Raw genomic sequence first — 19,097 nt, 5'->3', positions numbered from 1 at the left:
ACTTAACCTGAACGTTTACGGTTGTTGTTACGTGGTGGTCCATTACGACGGTTATTATTGTTGCCACGGCGATTATTATTGTTCGCCGGACGACGAGGCAGGCGTTTTGGCGCCGGCAGGTCCGTCAGTAATGCATCACTGTTGTACTTGCTGACCGGAATATTATGCCCGATATACTCTTCAATCGCCGGCAAGTTCAGGGCGTACTCTTCACAGGCTAGGCTGATAGAGTGTCCGCTGGCACCGGCACGTCCGGTACGGCCAATGCGGTGGACGTAGTCTTCACGGTCATCCGGTAAGTCGTAGTTAAACACATGCGTGACGGCTGGAATGTGTAATCCACGTGCCGCAACATCTGTTGCCACTAGAATATCCAAGTTGCCCTGAGTAAATTCTTCAAGAATACGTAGGCGTTTTTTCTGTGGTACATCGCCGGTCAGCAAACCGACCCGATGTCCGTCCGCAGCCAGATGTCCCCAGACATCCTCACAGCGGTGCTTGGTATTGGCAAAAATAATGGCACGATCTGGCCACTCTTCTTCCACCAACGATTGCAGTAAGCGCATTTTCTCTTCGTTAGAAGGGTAGAAAAGCTCTTCTTTTATGCGGTGACCTGTTCTTTGTTCAGGTTCAACTTCGACATATTCTGCGTTATTCATATGTTCAAACGCCAGTTCACGCACGCGCCATGATAGCGTGGCCGAGAACAGCATATTCAGCCGCTCTGATGCCGCAGGCATGCGGCGGAACAACCAGCGGATATCTTTGATAAAGCCGAGATCAAACATGCGATCCGCTTCATCCAGCACCACTACCTGAATGGCACTGAGGTCGATGTAGTTCTGCTTGGTGTAGTCAATCAGACGACCGGTGGTACCGATCAGAATATCTACGCCCTGTTCCAAAACTTTCAGTTGTTTGTCATATCCATCACCGCCATAAGCCAGGCCCAGTTTCAGTCCTGTACTCTCAGCCAGCGGTTCTGCATCAGCATGGATCTGTACCGCGAGTTCGCGGGTTGGCGCCATGATTAATGCCCGTGGCTGATTCACTTTATGCCCTTCGGCAACAGGATGAGACAGCAGATAATGGAACGCTGACGTCAGAAACGCCATCGTTTTGCCGGTACCGGTTTGCGCCTGACCCGCGATATCATGCCCTGAAAGGGTATATGGCAGTGCTAATGCCTGAATCGGAGTACAGTACTGAAATCCTTTGCTATCAAGGGCTTTCACTACCTGAGGGTGCAGGGCGAAGTCGGAAAACTTCTTTTCTGTTAAGTGTGTTTTGCTCATAGTGTGGTAGAATATCAGCTTAATGTCGCTTTACGAAAGCGTATCCAATGAAATAAAGTCAACTTACGTTGATACATTTTACGCCAATTCGCCAGGCATAATTTTGTGGAGCAATACATGAGCAGTGATAAAATCATTCACCTGACCGATGACAGTTTCGAAACCGACGTCCTGAAAGCTGAAGGTGTGACACTGGTAGATTTCTGGGCCGAATGGTGTGGTCCGTGCAAAATGATCGCACCCATCCTTGATGAAGTGGCCGAAGAGTACCAAGGCCGACTGACAGTTGCCAAACTGAACATCGATGATAACCCGGGCACCGCGCCGAAGTACGGTATCCGTGGTATTCCTACTTTACTGTTATTCGTTAATGGTGAAGTGGCTGCGACCAAAGTAGGCGCCCTGTCTAAAGGTCAGCTGAAAGAGTTCCTGAACGCTAACCTCGGTTAATGTCAGAATCAGACGCCAGTGGTGGTTTATTTTTGTGCTATCACTGGACGTCTGCATTTTAGCGTGTTAAGTTACTTTCACTGCATTACGCTCTTACCAGTAGTCAGAATCTAAGATTTCCTTTGTTAAGCCAGTCTGCGTTACCTAGAGAATGGGTTAGCAATCCGGTGGATATCCACCACGTCGCATCAAGGCCGTCTCGTCATTTGTTTGTCGCTGTTTATTGACGACGTCAGTGTCGGGCTCAGAGTTAACATATTTCTATTTACAGGTTAAAGGCTGGTTTTCCTGCCATACCACCCATGACTAACATTCCGAGTAATACCCCGAGTCAAGAACCCATCACTATGAATCTTACCGAATTAAAAAATACGCCGGTGTCTGAGCTGATTACTCTCGGCGAAAATATGGGGTTAGAAAACCTCGCGCGTATGCGTAAACAGGACATTATTTTTGCCATTCTGAAGCAGCATGCAAAAAGTGGTGAAGACATCTTTGGTGATGGTGTGCTGGAAATCCTGCAGGATGGATTTGGTTTCCTGCGTTCGGCGGACAGTTCCTACCTGGCCGGCCCGGATGATATCTATGTTTCTCCTAGCCAGATCCGCCGCTTTAACCTGCGTACCGGTGACACCATCTCCGGCAAAATTCGCCCGCCGAAAGAAGGCGAACGCTATTTCGCGTTACTGAAAGTCAACGAAGTTAACTACGACAAGCCTGAAAACGCCCGCAATAAAATCCTGTTCGAAAACCTTACTCCTCTGCATGCCAATAACCGCCTGCGTATGGAACGTGGAAACGGTTCAACAGAAGATATTACTGCCCGTGTTCTTGATTTGGCCTCACCGATTGGTCGTGGCCAGCGTGGTTTGATTGTGGCACCGCCGAAAGCTGGTAAAACCATGCTGCTGCAGAATATCGCCCAGAGTATTGCTTACAACTATCCTGACTGTGAGCTGATGGTGCTGCTGATCGATGAGCGTCCAGAAGAAGTGACCGAGATGCAGCGTCTGGTGAAAGGTGAAGTGGTTGCTTCTACCTTTGATGAGCCAGCGTCACGTCACGTTCAGGTTGCTGAGATGGTGATCGAGAAAGCTAAGCGTCTGGTTGAGCATAAGAAAGATGTCATTATTCTGCTGGACTCCATTACCCGCTTGGCCCGTGCTTATAACACCGTGGTCCCGGCATCCGGTAAAGTCCTGACCGGTGGTGTGGATGCTAATGCCCTACACCGTCCTAAGCGTTTCTTCGGTGCCGCACGTAATGTCGAAGAGGGCGGAAGTCTGACCATTATTGCGACAGCACTGGTTGATACCGGCTCTAAAATGGATGAAGTCATCTATGAAGAGTTTAAAGGTACCGGTAACATGGAGCTGCATCTTTCGCGTAAGATTGCGGAAAAACGTGTCTTCCCAGCGATTGATTATAACCGTTCAGGAACCCGTAAAGAAGAGCTGCTGACTACTCAGGAAGAGCTACAGAAAATGTGGATCTTGCGTAAAATCATCCATCCAATGGGTGAGATTGATGCGATGGAATTCCTGATCAACAAACTTGCTATGACAAAAACCAACGAAGAATTCTTCGATATGATGAAGCGTTCGTAACATCGCTCCCCTAATGATGGGATTAGGAATTTGTTGAAAGTGTTAAAACGCCACGTCTTTACGTGGCGTTTTTGTTTTTCCGGTTATAGCATTATCATGTGCGGGAAATTTATGATGGAGTTAGACATGCAGACAACATCCGGGAAAGCACCCGTAGGTATTGAATTACTCATTATCTGAATCAAAGGACACCCTGTTTGTATCCTAATGAGAATTCTAATCGAGAGTATTTAATGTGAATTTACTCAATATGAGTATTGAACTCAGCCTGACGTTTCTCTTTTCGCTGGGGTTTTTATTTTGTGCCCGTAAGGTGGCCAAAAAAATCGGGCTGGTCGATAAGCCTGACTCCCGAAAACGTCATCAGGGGGCTATCCCTCTGGTGGGAGGGATCTCAGTGTTTGCGGGTATTGCTTTCGCATTAATACTGACCAAAAGTTATCAGCCGGATGCGGCCTTGTACTTGTCCTGTGCCGGTATCCTAGTGCTGGTAGGGGCCTTGGATGATCGTTTTGATATTAGCGTCCGGCTGCGGGCGGTGGTACAGGCGATAGTGGCTATTGCCATGATGGCCTGTGCCGGTATCTATCTAACCAGTTTTGGTTACGTGATAGGGCCGGTGGAGTTAAATGTCGGGCCATTTGGCTATGTGCTGACTCTGTTTGCGGTATGGGCGGCGATTAACGCTTTCAATATGGTCGATGGGATCGATGGACTGCTCGGGGGGCTCTCCTGTGTCAGTTTCGGTGCTCTCGGGATCCTAATGCTGCTGAAAGGGCAGCACAGCTTAGCGTTCTGGTGCTTTGCGATGATTGCTGCCACTGTGCCCTATATCCTGCTCAATTTGGGTCTGCTCGGACGCCGCTATAAGGTGTTTATGGGGGATGCCGGTAGTACTATGATCGGCTTCACTATTATTTGGTTATTACTCAAAACGACCCAAGGCGTTAGCCACGATGTGCATCCGGTAACGGCGTTATGGATAATCGCCATTCCGTTGATGGATATGGTGGCGATTATGTATCGTCGGTTGCGTAAAGGAATGAGTCCATTTACGGCCGACCGACAACATATCCATCATTTGATGATGCGTGCCGGATTCAGTTCCGGGCAAGCATTTTTGCTGATTACCCTAGCAGCCGCCCTACTGGCATTGTTTGGTGTGGTCGGCGAGTATCTGACCTTTATCCCTGAATGGGGAATGATGCTGTTGTTTTTAGCGGTATTCCTCGTCTATGGCTACTGTCTTAAACATGCGTGGCGTGTCTCGCGGCGGGTACGCCGCCTGAAACGTAGATGGCACCAACGGCGTAAAGCACGACTGCAGTGAGCGTATGAGATCAAAGCACCGGTAGGAAATAACAGATATTATTCTGTTTGTAGGTGCCGGGCACGTTATCGACAATATATTCTCGGCACTTATCGCCGGTAGAAAGGCAGAAGAGTGACGGGGGCTCCCTGCCGTTCTGCAAGACAGCCCCATTCAGCTCCCCTTATCGTTTATCAGGGCAGATAACGATAGCTGATACAACAGCAAACTAAGGAACTTTGCGTGAAGGTATTAACGGTATTTGGCACGCGCCCGGAAGCCATAAAAATGGCGCCTCTGGTGATGGCTCTGGCCGACGAACCGGGCATTGATGCCCGCATCTGTGTCACAGCTCAGCATCGGGAAATGCTGGATCAGGTCTTGGAATTGTTTCGTCTGAAACCTGACTATGACCTGAATGTAATGCGTCCCGGCCAGAACCTGGCGGCGATTGCGGCACGGATCCTCACCGACGTCAGCGAGGTGATGGAGAGCTTTCGCCCAGATATCGTACTGGTACATGGTGATACCACCACCACTATGGCGGTCAGTCTGGCGGCTTACTATCAGCGTATTGCGCTGGGGCATGTCGAGGCCGGTCTACGTACCGGTAATCTCTTTTCTCCTTGGCCGGAAGAGGGCCATCGCAAAATTACTGCGCATCTAGCTCGCTTCCACTTTGCACCCACCCTCTCGGCAAAAGAGAACCTCTTACGGGAAAATATCCCTTCGCAGCAGATTTATATCACCGGCAATACGGTAATCGACGCACTGTTCCGTGTGAGAGATAAAATTATGCAGGATCCGGGATTGGAACAGCGGCTGGCTGCCCGTTATCCGTTTCTAGAGCCTGGTCAGCGGATGGTGTTGGTGACGGGGCATCGCCGAGAAAACTTTGGGCAGAGCTTCGAACGTATCTGCCAAGCGCTTGCTGAACTGGCACAGCGTTATCCAGATATTGGTATTGTCTATCCGTTACACCTCAATCCTAATGTCAGCGAGCCGGCCCGCCGTATTTTACAGGCTATTCCGAATGTCTTTCTGATCGACCCCCAGGATTATCTGCCGTTTGTCTGGCTGATGAATCGGGCCACATTAATCCTCACAGACTCTGGTGGTATCCAAGAAGAAGCACCGGCACTAGGTGTGCCGGTGCTGGTGATGCGCGATACTACAGAGCGCCCAGAAGCGGTTGAAGCCGGAACCGTGCGTCTGGTGGGTACTGATACGCAACAGATTGTCAGCCAGGTTTCTGCCTTACTGGATAGTCCGGCACTGCGACAGCAAATGGGACACGCCCATAACCCTTACGGTGACGGTACCGCCTGCCGACAAATTGTCGATATTTTAAAACAGTACAGAGACGCGCTATGAGTTTTAACAGGATTTCTGTGATTGGGTTAGGTTACATTGGTCTGCCTACGGCGGCCATTCTGGCATCACAAGGGGTGAGGGTTATCGGTGTCGATATCAGCCCGCTGGCGGTGAGCACCATTAATCGTGGTGACATCCATATTACTGAACCCGGTCTGGCAGAAGTGGTTACCCGTGTGGTCACAGAAGGTAACCTGCATGCTACCACACAGCCTGAGGCTGCCGATGCCTTTATGATTGCGGTACCGACCCCCTTTTCTGCGGGGCATCAGCCGGACCTTAGCTATGTCCGTGCGGCAGCGGAGTCTGTCGCACCGGTACTGGAAAAAGGTAACCTGGTGGTCATTGAATCGACCTGTCCGGTGGGCAGCAGTGGCCAGGTGGCAGAGTGGTTGGCAGCATTACGTCCTGACCTCCTTTTCCCCCAGCACAGTGAGCATCCCGATATTCATATTGCTTACTGCCCAGAACGGGTATTACCCGGCAAGATCCTTGATGAGCTGGTCAGTAATGACCGAGTGATTGGCGGGATGCGTCCCAGTTGTGCGGCTCGGGCCAGTGAACTTTACCGGATATTTGTGGCTGGTGAGTGTATTACCACCGATGATCGTACTGCTGAGCTATGCAAACTGACAGAAAACAGCTTCCGTGATGTCAATATTGCCTTTGCTAACGAATTATCGATGATTTGCGATCAGCAACAGATTAACGTCTGGCAACTGATCGCGTTGGCTAACCGTCATCCTCGAGTCAACATACTGCAGCCGGGGCCAGGGGTCGGCGGCCACTGTATCGCGGTGGATCCTTGGTTTATCGTGGCGCAGAATCCGCAGCAGGCACGTCTTATCTGTACCGCCCGTGAAGTCAACGATAGTAAGCCGGAGTGGGTGTTGAACCAAGTCAGACAGCAGTTGGCTGACTGTGTTACCGAGAGCGGCCTGCGGGCGGATGAGGTGACCATTGCCTGTTTTGGGCTGGCTTTTAAAGCGGACATTGACGATCTGCGTGAGAGTCCTGCCCTGGCGATCGTCCGCCAAATCGGCGATTGGCACCGTGGTCCAGTCCTGGCTGTTGAACCCCATGTGGCAGCCTTGCCGGAACAGCTGGCGGATAATGTCCGTTTGGTTGAGGTTGAGGCAGCACTGGCACAGGCGGATATTTTGGTGCTGCTGGTTGACCACCAAGCGTTCCGGGCTATCGACCGTCAAAAACTAGCTGGGTATCGTAAAGTCGATACTCGGGGTTTATGGCAATAACCGGTTCGCCGGGCTGACAGGAAGTAGCGATGCAGATACAAGGCACCATTATTCCTTTGACGTGGGAATCAGAATTTTTTGGTTTTGACCATGGCCGCTTGGTACTGGGGGAGGGGACGTCATTATCCCACTCTGAGATGGATCAGTATCCGCTGTTACAGGCCAAGGCCGCCGCTGAGGATTATACGGCCATAACATGGCTTAATCAGCTTGGCTTCCAGTTGGCCGAAGGGGAAGCCACGTTAACAATGTCCCTAGATAATACCGAACGTCAACCGGGGATCAGGGTTGCCCGTCCTCAACAGATCCCCGAATTGCGCCAAGCGGCCTGTCGAGAAATCGTTTACAGCCGCTTTCGTCAACCTTGGTACCGTACGGACCAGAGCCAACAATTTTATGCGCAATGGATTGAGAACGCCGTGAACGGCCAGTTTGATGATCAATGCTTGGTAGCTTGTGGCGCTCAGGGTGAGATCTTTGGCTTTGCCTCAGTGCGGGCAAAGGGAGAGGAAGCCCGTCTTGGTCTACTTGCGGTCGCCCCTGACCAACAGGGGCAGGGTGTCGGCCAGCGCTTACTGCTGGCTGCTGCTGACTGGGGAAGGGTACGCGGGGCCAAGCGATTAGCGATCACCACACAATTGAGTAACGTCATTGCGATGCGTCTGTATTTGAGAAACGGCGCACGGCTGGAAAATACGGCTTACTGGTTCTATAGGAGCGCTGATGATTCCCTTTAATTCTCCCCCGGTGACCGGCAACGAAAGCGATTACCTTCGTGAGGCGATGGGTAGTGGTAAACTCAGTGGTGACGGGGCTTTTAGCCGCCGGTGCCAACACTGGCTGGAACAGCGTTTTGACTGCCCGAAAGTACTGCTGACACCGTCCTGTACGGCATCTCTGGAAATGGCCGCACTGCTGATCGATATCGCCCCAGGCGATGAAGTGATCATGCCTTCCTATACCTTTGTGTCAACCGCCAATGCCTTTGTGTTGCGCGGCGCGCACATTGTTTTTGTAGATATCCGGCCGGATACCCTAAATATCGATGAAACCCTGATCGCCGCGGCGATCACTGAGAAAACGCGTGCCATTGTGGTAGTGCATTATGCCGGGGTGGCCTGTGAGATGGATACCGTACTGGCGCTATGCGAACAGTACCGGTTATTCCTCATTGAAGATGCGGCTCAGGGAATGATGTCGACTTACAAAGGGCGGTCGCTCGGGACTTTGGGGCATATTGGTTGCTACAGCTTCCATGAAACGAAAAACTACACCGCTGGCGGAGAGGGTGGCGCCACCCTGATAAATGACCCGTCACTGGTAGCTCGAGCGGAGATCATCCGTGAAAAAGGCACCAACCGTAGCCAGTTCTTTCGCGGACAGACAGATAAATACACTTGGCGGGATCTGGGGTCGAGCTATCTGATGTCCGATTTACAGGCTGCCTATCTGTGGGCCCAACTACTAGCGGCGGATCAGATTAACCAGCGTCGCCTTACACTGTGGCAGCGTTATTATCAGGCGCTGACGCCTCTGGCGGAACAAGGACTACTGAGCTTACCCGCGGTTCCTGACGAGTGTACTCATAATGCCCATATGTTTTATCTGCGATTGCACGATAGTGAGGGGCGGGACGGCTTGATCCGGAAGATGAAACAGTCAGACATCCTGACGGTATTTCACTATATCCCACTACACAGCTCCCCGGCTGGGCAGCAGTTCGGCCGTTTTCACGGTGAGGATCGTTTTACGACGTCAGAAAGCGAGAAGCTACTGCGTCTACCGCTATTTTATAACCTTTCTGATGCCGATCAGCAGACAGTGATTGAGGCACTGATGGACTTACTGCACTGATGTCGCTGGCAAAAGCCTCTGTCTGGACGTCACTTTCGGTACTGACCAAAATCCTGTGTGGGTTGCTGGTGGTTAAGTTGATGGCGATAAGCTACGGCCCGCAAGGTCTAGGGTTGGCGGGCAATTTTCGCCAGTTGATTACGGTGTTGGGGGTTATTGCCGGCGCTGGAATTTTTAATGGCGTCACCCGCTATGTGGCACAACATCAGCAGAGCCCGCAGCAGTTACAGCAACTGACCTCGGCGGCGGCGGCATTGGTGTTAATCGCATCCCTACTGATGGCAACCCTACTGCTACTGGCCGCAGCACCGCTGAGTACATTACTGTTTGGCAGCGACCATTATCAGGGCATCCTGCGCCTGTTGGCTTTGCTGCAGGCCGGTATCGGCTGGGCAAATTTGTTGCAGGCATTACTAAAAGGGTTCCGTGATGCGCGAGGCAATGCCTTGGTGGTTGCACTAGGCAGCCTGCTAGGCGTAGGCGGCTACCTGCTGTGTTGGTGGGTAGGAGGTTATCGGGGGGCACTGATCGGACTGGCGTTGGTGCCTGCTATGGCACTGCTACCTGCGCTATGGCTGCTGACAAGACGTACCTCGCTACAATGGCGCTGGCTGCTCCCGCAGTGGCAGCCGCAGATTGCCGGTAACCTACTGAAATATACCTTAATGGCGATCATGACCGCCGCGACCTTACCGGTAGCGTGGATATTGATGCGCCGACTGCTGGCGGCCCATACCGACTGGCAAGATGTCGGATTATGGCAAGGGGTCAGTACGCTGTCTGATGCTTGGCTACAATTTATCACGGCGACCTTTAGTGTCTGGCTGCTCCCCACTCTCTCTCGGATCACAGACAAACGAGAGATCGCAATGGAGATGCGTAAAGCCCTCTGTTTTTATCTGCCTCTGGTGGCAGCGATTGCGCTGTCAGTATGGCTGTTGCGTGATATCGCTATCCATTTACTTTTTTCATCACAGTTCACCGCGATGCGCGATCTGTTTTTTTGGCAGTTAACCGGCGATTTCTTTAAGGTCGGTGCTTATATCTTTGGCTACCTAGTGATCGCCCGCGCCTCATTACGCCTGTATCTTCTGACTGAACTTAGCCAGTTCATCTTACTACTGACATCTGCTTGGTGGCTGATCCCGTTACAGGGCGTAGAGGGTGCGGTAGAGGCATATGCGCTGAGCTATATGGTGTATTTTTGCCTGTGTGGGGCAGCTTTTATGTTTTGGTATCGAAAATGACAAGATTAATCCATCTGCTGGGATCGGATATTCCCCACCATAATCTGACGCTACTGCATTTTTTTAATGATCAGCTGGCGGAAAAGGTCCCCGTTGCAGAGGCGCGAGTCTTTATGGTGGTTGCCGCGGATGCCAGCGCGTTTACCGCGCTGAAGGCACTGGATATCAGAGTGTTTCCTGATAAAAAATCTTTTGCTCAAGCCGTTATTGAACTGGCGAAAGATCGTCGGCAGCGTTTTTTCTGCCACGGGCAGTTTAATATTTGGCTATGGTTGGCCTTACTGAGGGGAAAACTGTCCCGCCATCAGGTGTACTGGCATATCTGGGGGGCGGATTTGTATGAGGACTCGCGGCGTTTGCGTTTCCGGCTTTTCTATCTGCTACGCCGTCAGGCTCAAAAACGCGTGGCCGCCGTGTGGGCCACCCGGGGAGATATTACTCATTTCCGCCAGCGTATCTCCTCAGTGCCGGCCTCACTGCTCTATTTTCCGGCCAGAATGCCGGAAGCGGGTTGTGGACCCTCAGCCACAGTCAGCGGGCAACCACTGACTATCTTGGCGGGGAATTCCGGCGATCCGGCGAATCGGCATCAGCAGGTGCTGGCGGATATTCATCGTCAGTTTGGCCAAGATGTGCGAGTGCTCGTGCCGATGGGCTATCCTCAAGGTAACGCGGACTATATTGCCCAAGTACGGCACACCGCAGAGCACTATTTTCCGCAGGGACAAGTCAACATTTTGACGGAGAAAATGGATTTTTCGACCTATCAGCAACTCCTCGACCAATGCAGTCTGGGGTATTTCATTTTTGAACGCCAGCAGGGAATTGGCACACTTTGCTTGCTGATTGAGAAAAATATTCCGTTTGTTGTCAGCCGGAAAAATCCCTTTTGGCAGGATCTTACCGAACAACACTTACCGGTATTATTCCGCGAAGATGAACTCTCTTGTGCGGTGATCGATGAAGCCCGCCGTCAGCTCACCCAGTGCGATAAAGCGGCGATTGCTTTTCTTTCTCCTGGGTATCTTGATGGCTGGAGCCGTATGTTGAATTTGCTGGAAAACGGGGGGAGCCTATGAATCCGTTACAGTTTTGTGGGCTGACCGCCGTTTATCTGTGTTGCCTTGGGTTTGTGCTAGCGCTGACTTGGCAGGCGTTTCGTCGCGAACGTTTCAACTTCCATATTTTCTTTTCCTTATTGTTTCTACTGACTTTCTATTTCGGGTTTCCTCTGACAGGGGTAATGGTTTTCGGGTTCAATGCTCCGGTAGAGTCTACGCAGTACCTGCTTCAGGCGCTGCTTTCAGCGACACTGTTTTATGGACTCTATTCTCTGAGCTACAAAATCAGGCTGCGACGGCATGGGCCTACTGTGGTCAAAGACCGACTCAGAATGAATCAGACCGAGGCGCAAATACTGGCTGGCTTACTGGCGTTGATTGCCGTGGGTACGGTGGCAGTATTTTTTATCCATAACGGCTTTTTACTGTTCCGTCTCAGCTCCTACAGTCAGATCTTTTCTTCTCGAGTGTCTGATGTTGCCCTGAAGCGGTTCTTCTACTTTTTTATCCCTGCTATGTTAGTGGTCTATTTTTTACGCCCTGACCGTAAAAACTGGTGGCTGTTTCTGGTCAGTACGGTGAGTTTTGGTGTACTGAGTTATCTGATTATCGGCGGGACCCGCGCCAATATTATTATTGCGTTTGCGTTGTTCCTGTTTATTGGGGTTTCTAGGGGCTGGATCTCTTTACCGGTATTGGTTTCGGCAGGAATACTGTCTGTGTTAGCCATGTTCTGGTTGGCCTTACGTCGCTACAATTTGCACGTCAGCGGTGATGAGGCGGTCTATACCTTTCTCTATCTGACCCGAGACACTTTCTCGCCTTGGGAGAACTTGGCAACGCTGTACAGCCACTATCATGACATCAAGTTCCAGGGGCTGGCCCCAATGTGGCGGGATTTTTATGTCTTTATCCCCACTTGGCTGTGGCATGACAAACCTCTGATGGTGCTAAACAGTGCCAATTATTTCACTTGGGAAGTTCTGGATAATCACTCAGGACTGGCGATATCGCCGACACTGGTCGGTTCATTACTGGTCATGGGTGGCGTCTGGATATTGATCCCCGGCGCAGTGCTGGTAGGACTGATTATCAAAGGGTTCGATGCGCTTTATTATCGGGCTCGATATGAGACCAACCGCTATAACGCCGCCGTGTTGAATAGTTTCTGTTTTGGCGCGGTCTTTAATCTGATTGTACTGGTCCGTGAAGGGCTTGATGCTTTTGGGTCGCGAATTGTTTTTTTCTGTGTCGTTTTCCTGCTGTGTCTGGCAGGGGCTAAAGTGTTATCAGGGTGGATCTATGGTCGTCGCAGCACTGATAACGGGCCAGAGATTGTGAAAGTCGCTGCTCCTATTAAAAAACACTGATCCCTGGAGACCGATATGACTCATTGTGACGCACAGCCTCCTTACCAGATACGGGGTGTCCCGTTATATGGCTTTGCTTCTACAGACGCATTTATTGGTTTTTTGCTAGCGGAGACGCCTCTCCGTTACGGCATGTTAGTGGCGATTAATGCCGAAAAAATTTTAGCGGCGGAGCAGGATCCGCAGGTTCAGGATATATTGTCTCAGGCGGAATTTAACTATCCCGACGGGATCAGTATCGTCCGTTCGATACGTAAAAAATACCCAGGCAGTCGTATTACGCGCATAACCGGTGTCGACCTTTGGCACGCACTGATGCAACAGGCAGGGCAGCGACAGATCCCGGTTTTTCTGGTGGGTGGACAAGCGCGGATTTTGAAAAACACGGCACAAAAGCTGCAGGAGCAATGGTCGGTCGAAGTGGTCGGGCAACAAGATGGTTACTTCTCTGAGCAGCAAACCGATGCAGTTATTGCGGCAATTGCCCAGAGTGGAGCCCAAATTATCACTGTTGCGATGGGGTCACCGCGGCAGGAGTTGTTTATCCGGCGTTGTCGTGCTGTTTACCCTAATGCGCTCTATATGGGCGTTGGTGGCACTTACAACGTCTTTACCGGAGAGGTGAAGCGAGCCCCTCTGTTCTGGCAGAAAGCGGGCCTGGAGTGGTTATATCGCCTGATTATGGAACCCTCCCGCTGGCGCCGGCAAATAAAGTTGCTGCGTTATCAAAAATATCATTGGCGCGGAGAATTATAGTAATAGTGTACTTTTCAATCAAAAACGGCTTGCAATGATGAAACTTCACTCAAACTGTGCAATTAGCAGCCAAACAGAATTTTTTATTTAAAAAGCACTAGACAGGATCACCTCAACCCCGTAATATCCGCATCCGCAACGGCGCTAAGCGCCCGTAGCTCAGCTGGATAGAGCGCTGCCCTCCGGAGGCAGAGGTCTCAGGTTCGAATCCTGTCGGGCGCGCCACTTAGGTTTGTGCGCAAGAGCTGCGGTGTTTTACCGCGAAAGTAGTAAAGATGTTTAAAGCATCGTTGTAAGTAGAAAGATATGGTGGCTATAGCTCAGTTGGTAGAGCCCTGGATTGTGATTCCAGTTGTCGTGGGTTCGAGTCCCATTAGCCACCCCATTTTTTGCTGGTTATGCGAAGGTGGCGGAATTGGTAGACGCGCTAGCTTCAGGTGTTAGTGTCTTAACGGACGTGAGGGTTCAAGTCCCTCTCTTCGCACCAGGCAAAAAACAAAGAGAAGTACAGCAGTATTTCGGCGAGTAGCGCAGCTTGGTAGCGCAACTGGTTTGGGACCAGTGGGTCGGAGGTTCGAATCCTCTCTCGCCGACCATATTCAAAGAAACCCGCTACGGCGGGTTTTTTTACGTCTAGAGTAAATAGAGGATGAGAACCTCCGAAGGAGGTTTGAGCCGAACGAAGTGAGACAAGGTCGCATTAGCGACGGCCCGAAGGGGCATCATCCTCTCTCGCCGACCCTATTCAAGAAAACCCGCTTCTAGCGGGTTTTTTTACGCCTAGAGTAAATAGAGGATGAGAACCTCCGAAGGAGGTTTGAGCCGAACGGAGTGAGACAAGGTCGCGTTAGCGACGGCCCGAAGGGGCATCATCCTCTCTCGCCGACCCTATTCAAAGAAACCCGCTACGGCGGGTTTTTTTACGTCTTCGATAAAAATACCGCGATAAGATGCTGTATTCATGAGGAGTTTTTTGCCCTCATTGATGACTCTGGATCAACCGTTCCCCTTTGCTGTCAGTGGCCGGATAACACAGTTTACGGCGGTTCTACCCTGAGGCTATCGGCCCACAGCGTATGTCGCTGTGGGCCGATAAGCGGGTCCGTGGCAAGCGCTCGAGCTGACATCCCAGGGATAGATTATTGTATCTCACAAGTCGCTGTTGGGCCGTCGAGCTAGAATTAGGCATCTATCACCCCGAGTATTTCTGTGAGCTGCATCACACGCAGAAAAAGATGATGAAGAGAGCTACCGTGTTACAACGACTGGCCGGGCGAGTCTTTGTAGCGGAGTTTGACAATAAAAAAGGTGCCGGTTAGGGCACCTTTAGTGGCGGCAGGAATAGCGTTACTGCTCGGGGTGCTGTTTGAGTGTCAGTAGCAGTCCTTCCCGACGCATTTTAGCGGCTTCTTCAGGACGATGCATTTTCTCATAGCAGTCAGCCAGCCAGGCAAAATCGAATGCATCTGTCCGTTGAGACAGTGCTTGGCGGAAAGCCTCGCTGGCCGCTTGCCACTCTCCCTGACGCATTAGCATTTGACCAAGGGTGCTATTCAGTAGTGGCGTTGCACCGTGCTGTTTGATTTGCTGTCGCAGCGCTTTTTCCAGTAACTCAGGAGACTGGCTGCTGATGCGTGGTAATAACAGCACCAAGCGTTCATCATACTGACGTTTCAGCCCTGTCAACACGATCTCCTGGGCAGCTTCGCCATCATTACATTCAATCAGATGCGTCGCCATTGCTGCCTGCAGGGCAGGGTCCTGACGGGTTTTGCGGCTCTGTCCTTTCCACCACTGTTTCAGACCTTGGCTACCCTGGTCGGCCATTGCCTGAGACATCATTCCTAGCCAAGCTTTCTCTTGCAGTGACTGCAATTGGGTCTCATCAACCAGACGTTCTTTTTCCATTGACGGCAGAATATCCAGCAGCGCTTGCCAAGCACCGGTTTTTAAATAGGCGGTTTCAGCCAGTCGTAAGACTTCAGGGTGGCGGGGTGCGACATCCAGTAGGCGGTCGATACAGTGACGGGCGGCATGATATTCTGTGCGAGCCAATAGAATACGGGCACGGGTGATTTCTACTGGGATTTGATTGCTGGTACTGACTTCCGCTGCTCGTTCCAGATGTTGATTAGCGCGAATTTCGTCACCACGCTGTTGCGCAGCTTCCGCTGCCAGTAGATAGTTAGCCAGAGGATCTGCGGCATGGTCGGCATCACGGGACAGCAGTTTTTCCACCTGCTTATGATCGCCTTCCGCCAATTTAATCATTGCGTCACGGGTCTGACGTTGAGCACGACGGCGCTTGCGACCGGTAAACCAGCCACGGGTGCGCTTGCCGGTGCGAAACAGACGGCGCAGCAACCACTCTACCGCCAGGATCACCATTAGGGCGACGATCAGGATAATCACCAGTCCAGTGACACTGGTTTCAATATTCCAGTTATCGGTTTGGATCAGTACATATCCTTGGTGACCTGCCAGCATCGGGCCCAATACGATACCCGCCAGCAATAGTATAAAAAGGATCAGGACACGTAACATACTCAGCCTCCCTGCTGTGCTGAGGTAGCAGCAGGCTGGTTCAGCAGCCCGCGAACCCGGGTTTGCATCAGTTTATCCAGCAATGGCTGGCTGGTCAGTGAAGCCGGCACATCCATGGTGATATTTTGCTGCTCAAGGCCATCAATCTGCGCCAGGAAAGCTTTGGTCGCCGGAGCATTGGTGTCGTACCAAGCACGCACCCAGGAAGAGACCGCCTGCAGCGACTGACGATAAATGTCGTTCTGGTGACGTGGAACCGCCTGAGAAGCAATCAGCAATTTGGAGCGGATATTTTCACGTAGGTAGATGTCCTGATTCGGTGCCAACAGCGGTTCAGCAGTGTTATCACGACGACGAATAGTAATAAAATTATCCATAAAATCGTGCCAGCTTTTGGCCAGATTTTCCCGCCACTGTGCCAGTGAACCGGAAACTTCTTTACTGTCAGCATCCATCGGGCTTTCATTATTTTCGTCATCGGCGAGGCGCAGATTATCGACATTATCCGACAGTTGGTTCAGCTTAAGGATAATACCGTCATAATCCACCTGACTCAGTGAGGATAGGGTGCTGATATCTGCAGTCAGTGCTCGGCGAACATTGAGTACGCTCGGGTCATCCATCTCTGCCAGACTGCCATCGGCACTTTTTAATAAGGCTTCTGCGGTGATCACGTCTTGATCACTCCACAGCTTACGGCCAGCCAGTTTCACCAGATAGTCAGCTTGGGCGATCAGCCAGGTGCTACCGTCGTTACCGGTCAGTGAAGCAACCCGGTCACGCAAGCTGTTAAGCTCTTTATCGCTGGCATCTTGATGCTGGCGTGCATTCTGTAACGCCTGTGCCGCATCATTTAGCTGCTGAGAGAGTTGCTGACGGCTTGCGTCACTTTGCTGCATGAGCGTGCTCAGTTTCTGGCTAAGCGCATCTCGGGAAGCGCTGTCCATCTTCTGCTGCTGAGTGACATACCAGTAGCTTCCACCTGCAGAGGCAAGGGCAATAATAATGGCCACGATTGCCAAAGGTGTACCGATATTTTTAGCTGATGTCTTTTTTCCCGCTGTCGCCGGAGAGTGATTTTCTTCCGGTGGCGTGGCTTCAGACATGGCGGAGGGGTCTTTGTGTTCCGTCATTTTCGCTCATCCCATTGTTATAAGTTCAGTGTAACGCGCGCAATAATGCATCGTTATCCGCGCCATCAGCTACCGTCACAGACTGCCAGCCTAACTCGGCCGCAAGGGTAGCTAAACGAGCACTCACCACCACCAGTCGGCAGTGTAATAACCATTCCCGGCGATCCACCGCCGGAAACAGAGAATATAAATGTTGCAGCATCTCACCACTGGTGACCACCAGTGTGGTAATGCCTTGTTTTCGCCAGCGTACCGCTTCCTCAGCGCCTTGGTAGTCACAAGTTCTGCGCTGGTAACATTCCAATATGTCTACCACTGCACCGCGCTGGCTGAGGGTTTCCGCCAGCAGGTCACGGCCACCGTTGCCCCGCAGGATCAATGCCCGTTTACCGTGGAGATCGCGGAGTGACGGCATATTAAGCAGCGTTTCACTGGTTGCGATACCCTGAGGATAGTCCACATTTCGGCCACTTGCCTGGTGTAAATCCAAGGCGGTGCGTCTGCCGATTGCATAATAACTCAGCGCTGGCCAGACGGCATTATGCTGCTGCATCACTGGGGCACTGAAACGTATTGCCTGATGTGATACGGCAAACAGCAGGTCTTCAGGCCCTAGGGCTGCCAGCCGATGTGGTAGCTGTGCCAGTTCCCTGCCAGGCAGATAATCTATCAGGGGAAAACTCCAAGCCTGTTTGCCGGTTTGACGTAGCCTAGCCACCAGTGCCGACGCCGAAGGCTCTGGACGGGTGACCAAAATGGTCATACTGGTGGCTGTCCCTGATAGACTTCACGCAAGATATCGCCGGCGCCACGTTCCAGCAGTTCGTCTGCCAGCGAGATACCCAGTTGCTCGGCCTGGTCGCGATGACCTCGGCGTTCAGCATGGATAACCTGAGTACCGTCTGGTGTGCCCACTAAACCTCTCAACCATAACTGATCGCCTTCCAGCACGGCATAACTGCCGATTGGTACCTGACAGCCCCCTTCCAGGCGGGTATTCATGGCGCGCTCCGCACGAACACAGCTGTTCGTGTCTGCATGGTTGAGGGCTTGTAACACGTCGATTAACGACTGATCATTGAGGCGACACTCGATACCGACTGCACCTTGGCCAACGGCAGGCAGAGAAACTTCAGCGCTTAGGGTACTGCGAATGCGGGACTCCAGGCCTAAACGTTTCAGCCCAGCAGCGGCCAGAATAATGGCATCGTATTCACCAGCGTCCAGTTTAGATAGACGAGTACCCACATTGCCGCGTAGAGAACGGATCACCAGGTCCGGTCGTTGTGCACGGATTTGGCATTGGCGACGCAGCGATGAAGTTCCAACAGTAGCTCCGGCAGGTAATGCATCCAGATCCTGATATTTGTCAGAGACAAAGGCGTCATGGGGATCTTCACGTTCGCAGATAGTGACCAGCCCGAGCCCCTCAGGGAAGGCGACCGGCACATCTTTCATTGAGTGCACCGCCAGGTCAGCACGGTTTTCCAGCATGGCCAGTTCCAGTTCTTTGACGAATAACCCTTTTCCGCCGACTTTGGACAGTGGAGTGTCTAGCAGGACATCCCCTTTGGTCACCATGGGGACCAGTTCAACGCGGAGCCCTGGGTGGGCGGCTATTAACCGATCTTGAACATAGTGAGCTTGCCAAAGGGCCAGCGGGCTTTGTCTGGTTGCGATACGAATAATTTTCTCTGACATTGTGGATAACCGTTTTTGTGGTTTGCTGATCATCCTATCATTTAAACGCTAAATGTGGCAGGCTTCGGCGATGAAATCCATCCTTAGCGCTCGTGGTTGGCTTGCTGTGCTATGGCCAATAGACCGATGAGGAAAGGTGA

General features: G+C 51.7%; 16 protein-coding genes, 4 tRNA genes and 2 other RNA genes. 17 read left to right on the top strand and 5 right to left on the bottom strand.

Translation table 11 applies throughout. The features are described 5' to 3' along the window. Positions 1-2: 2 nt before the first annotated feature. Positions 3-1,295, bottom strand: coding sequence for an ATP-dependent RNA helicase RhlB (gene rhlB, locus DW47_RS0103050; protein WP_029684873.1), 1,293 nt, complete (start codon positions 1,293-1,295; stop codon positions 3-5). 117 nt (positions 1,296-1,412) lie between these two features. On the opposite strand from rhlB, the gene trxA reads away from it, so the two are divergent. From trxA to DW47_RS16825, 17 genes are all read left to right on the top strand, one after another. Continuing rightward, positions 1,413-1,745 carry a thioredoxin TrxA gene (gene trxA, locus DW47_RS0103045; protein ID WP_029684872.1) on the top strand — a complete coding sequence of 111 codons (333 nt, stop codon included), beginning with the start codon at positions 1,413-1,415 and terminating at the stop codon, positions 1,743-1,745. A 347-nt stretch (positions 1,746-2,092) separates the two neighbouring features. Next, positions 2,093-3,352, top strand: a complete 1,260-nt coding sequence (rho, locus tag DW47_RS0103040) for a transcription termination factor Rho (protein WP_029684871.1) — start codon at positions 2,093-2,095, stop codon at positions 3,350-3,352. A 250-nt stretch (positions 3,353-3,602) separates the two neighbouring features. Beyond that, positions 3,603-4,682 carry a UDP-N-acetylglucosamine--undecaprenyl-phosphate N-acetylglucosaminephosphotransferase gene (gene wecA / locus DW47_RS0103035; RefSeq protein WP_029684870.1) on the top strand — a complete coding sequence of 360 codons (1,080 nt, stop codon included), beginning with the start codon at positions 3,603-3,605 and terminating at the stop codon, positions 4,680-4,682. Positions 4,683-4,904: 222 nt separating this feature from the next. Then, positions 4,905-6,035, top strand: a complete 1,131-nt coding sequence (wecB, locus tag DW47_RS0103030) for a non-hydrolyzing UDP-N-acetylglucosamine 2-epimerase (protein ID WP_038027072.1) — start codon at positions 4,905-4,907, stop codon at positions 6,033-6,035. Then, complete coding sequence (gene wecC / locus DW47_RS0103025) at positions 6,032-7,291, top strand: UDP-N-acetyl-D-mannosamine dehydrogenase (RefSeq protein WP_029684868.1); 1,260 nt, start codon at positions 6,032-6,034, stop codon at positions 7,289-7,291. Before wecB ends, wecC begins: the two co-directional genes overlap by 4 nt. 29 nt (positions 7,292-7,320) lie before the next feature. After that, the gene (gene rffC, locus DW47_RS0103020) at positions 7,321-8,028 is read left to right on the top strand and encodes a dTDP-4-amino-4,6-dideoxy-D-galactose acyltransferase (protein ID WP_029684867.1); all 708 of its coding nucleotides are present in this window, start codon (positions 7,321-7,323) and stop codon (positions 8,026-8,028) included. Continuing rightward, complete coding sequence (gene rffA / locus DW47_RS0103015) at positions 8,015-9,145, top strand: dTDP-4-amino-4,6-dideoxygalactose transaminase (protein ID WP_029684866.1); 1,131 nt, start codon at positions 8,015-8,017, stop codon at positions 9,143-9,145. The genes rffC and rffA overlap by 14 nt, the downstream gene beginning before the upstream one ends. Beyond that, a complete protein-coding gene (gene wzxE / locus DW47_RS0103010) occupies positions 9,145-10,392 on the top strand; it encodes a lipid III flippase WzxE (RefSeq protein WP_029684865.1) in 1,248 nt (415 codons plus the stop codon). Before rffA ends, wzxE begins: the two co-directional genes overlap by 1 nt. Then, positions 10,389-11,471 carry a TDP-N-acetylfucosamine:lipid II N-acetylfucosaminyltransferase gene (gene wecF / locus DW47_RS0103005; protein ID WP_029684864.1) on the top strand — a complete coding sequence of 361 codons (1,083 nt, stop codon included), beginning with the start codon at positions 10,389-10,391 and terminating at the stop codon, positions 11,469-11,471. The genes wzxE and wecF overlap by 4 nt, the downstream gene beginning before the upstream one ends. Further along, positions 11,468-12,823 (top strand): ECA oligosaccharide polymerase, encoded by a 1,356-nt coding sequence (gene wzyE, locus DW47_RS0103000; protein WP_051150809.1) that lies wholly within the window; start codon positions 11,468-11,470, stop codon positions 12,821-12,823. Before wecF ends, wzyE begins: the two co-directional genes overlap by 4 nt. 15 nt (positions 12,824-12,838) lie before the next feature. Beyond that, entirely contained in the window at positions 12,839-13,579 is a 741-nt protein-coding gene (wecG, locus tag DW47_RS0102995; RefSeq protein ID WP_029684862.1) for a lipopolysaccharide N-acetylmannosaminouronosyltransferase, read from the top strand. Between the two features lie 148 nt (positions 13,580-13,727). Further along, positions 13,728-13,804 (top strand) — tRNA-Arg (locus DW47_RS0102990). Between the two features lie 84 nt (positions 13,805-13,888). Beyond that, a tRNA-His gene (locus tag DW47_RS0102985) sits at positions 13,889-13,964 on the top strand. Positions 13,965-13,979: 15 nt separating this feature from the next. Then, a tRNA-Leu gene (locus DW47_RS0102980) sits at positions 13,980-14,066 on the top strand. A gap of 32 nt (positions 14,067-14,098) precedes the next feature. Then, a tRNA-Pro gene (locus DW47_RS0102975) sits at positions 14,099-14,175 on the top strand. 32 nt (positions 14,176-14,207) lie between these two features. After that, positions 14,208-14,321, top strand: a non-coding RNA gene (locus DW47_RS16830) — RtT sRNA. A gap of 33 nt (positions 14,322-14,354) precedes the next feature. After that, positions 14,355-14,468: non-coding RNA, RtT sRNA (locus tag DW47_RS16825), on the top strand. Positions 14,469-14,926: 458 nt separating this feature from the next. Here the strand turns inward: DW47_RS16825 and hemY are convergent. Genes hemY through hemC form a run of 4 tightly spaced genes read right to left on the bottom strand, consistent with a single transcriptional unit; the run spans position 14,927 to position 18,957 of the window. Next, positions 14,927-16,123: a protoheme IX biogenesis protein HemY gene (gene hemY, locus DW47_RS0102965; RefSeq protein ID WP_029684861.1), complete on the bottom strand. Its 1,197-nt coding sequence runs from the start codon at positions 16,121-16,123 to the stop codon at positions 14,927-14,929. A 2-nt stretch (positions 16,124-16,125) separates the two neighbouring features. Beyond that, positions 16,126-17,256 carry a uroporphyrinogen-III C-methyltransferase gene (hemX, locus tag DW47_RS0102960; protein ID WP_029684859.1) on the bottom strand — a complete coding sequence of 377 codons (1,131 nt, stop codon included), beginning with the start codon at positions 17,254-17,256 and terminating at the stop codon, positions 16,126-16,128. Positions 17,257-17,281: 25 nt separating this feature from the next. Further along, a complete protein-coding gene (gene hemD / locus DW47_RS0102955) occupies positions 17,282-18,019 on the bottom strand; it encodes a uroporphyrinogen-III synthase (RefSeq protein WP_029684858.1) in 738 nt (245 codons plus the stop codon). Continuing rightward, entirely contained in the window at positions 18,016-18,957 is a 942-nt protein-coding gene (hemC, locus tag DW47_RS0102950; protein ID WP_038027069.1) for a hydroxymethylbilane synthase, read from the bottom strand. The genes hemD and hemC overlap by 4 nt, the downstream gene beginning before the upstream one ends. Positions 18,958-19,097: the final 140 nt, after the last annotated feature.

It is taken from the genome of Tatumella saanichensis (assembly GCF_000439375.1).
GTDB classification, from domain to species: Bacteria; Pseudomonadota; Gammaproteobacteria; order Enterobacterales; family Enterobacteriaceae; genus Tatumella; species Tatumella saanichensis.
This window is presented reverse-complemented; position numbering and strand designations above follow the sequence as displayed.

Coding starts and splice junctions, on each gene's coding strand:
- rhlB (WP_029684873.1), bottom strand. CDS start 1,295: ATGAGCAAAACACACTTAACAGAAAAGAAGTTTTCCGACTTCGCCCTG.
- trxA (WP_029684872.1), top strand. CDS start 1,413: ATGAGCAGTGATAAAATCATTCACCTGACCGATGACAGTTTCGAAACC.
- rho (WP_029684871.1), top strand. CDS start 2,093: ATGAATCTTACCGAATTAAAAAATACGCCGGTGTCTGAGCTGATTACT.
- wecA (WP_029684870.1), top strand. CDS start 3,603: ATGAGTATTGAACTCAGCCTGACGTTTCTCTTTTCGCTGGGGTTTTTA.
- wecC (WP_029684868.1), top strand. CDS start 6,032: ATGAGTTTTAACAGGATTTCTGTGATTGGGTTAGGTTACATTGGTCTG.
- rffC (WP_029684867.1), top strand. CDS start 7,321: ATGCAGATACAAGGCACCATTATTCCTTTGACGTGGGAATCAGAATTT.
- rffA (WP_029684866.1), top strand. CDS start 8,015: ATGATTCCCTTTAATTCTCCCCCGGTGACCGGCAACGAAAGCGATTAC.
- wzxE (WP_029684865.1), top strand. CDS start 9,145: ATGTCGCTGGCAAAAGCCTCTGTCTGGACGTCACTTTCGGTACTGACC.
- wecF (WP_029684864.1), top strand. CDS start 10,389: ATGACAAGATTAATCCATCTGCTGGGATCGGATATTCCCCACCATAAT.
- wzyE (WP_051150809.1), top strand. CDS start 11,468: ATGAATCCGTTACAGTTTTGTGGGCTGACCGCCGTTTATCTGTGTTGC.
- wecG (WP_029684862.1), top strand. CDS start 12,839: ATGACTCATTGTGACGCACAGCCTCCTTACCAGATACGGGGTGTCCCG.
- hemY (WP_029684861.1), bottom strand. CDS start 16,123: ATGTTACGTGTCCTGATCCTTTTTATACTATTGCTGGCGGGTATCGTA.
- hemX (WP_029684859.1), bottom strand. CDS start 17,256: ATGACGGAACACAAAGACCCCTCCGCCATGTCTGAAGCCACGCCACCG.
- hemD (WP_029684858.1), bottom strand. CDS start 18,019: ATGACCATTTTGGTCACCCGTCCAGAGCCTTCGGCGTCGGCACTGGTG.
- hemC (WP_038027069.1), bottom strand. CDS start 18,957: ATGTCAGAGAAAATTATTCGTATCGCAACCAGACAAAGCCCGCTGGCC.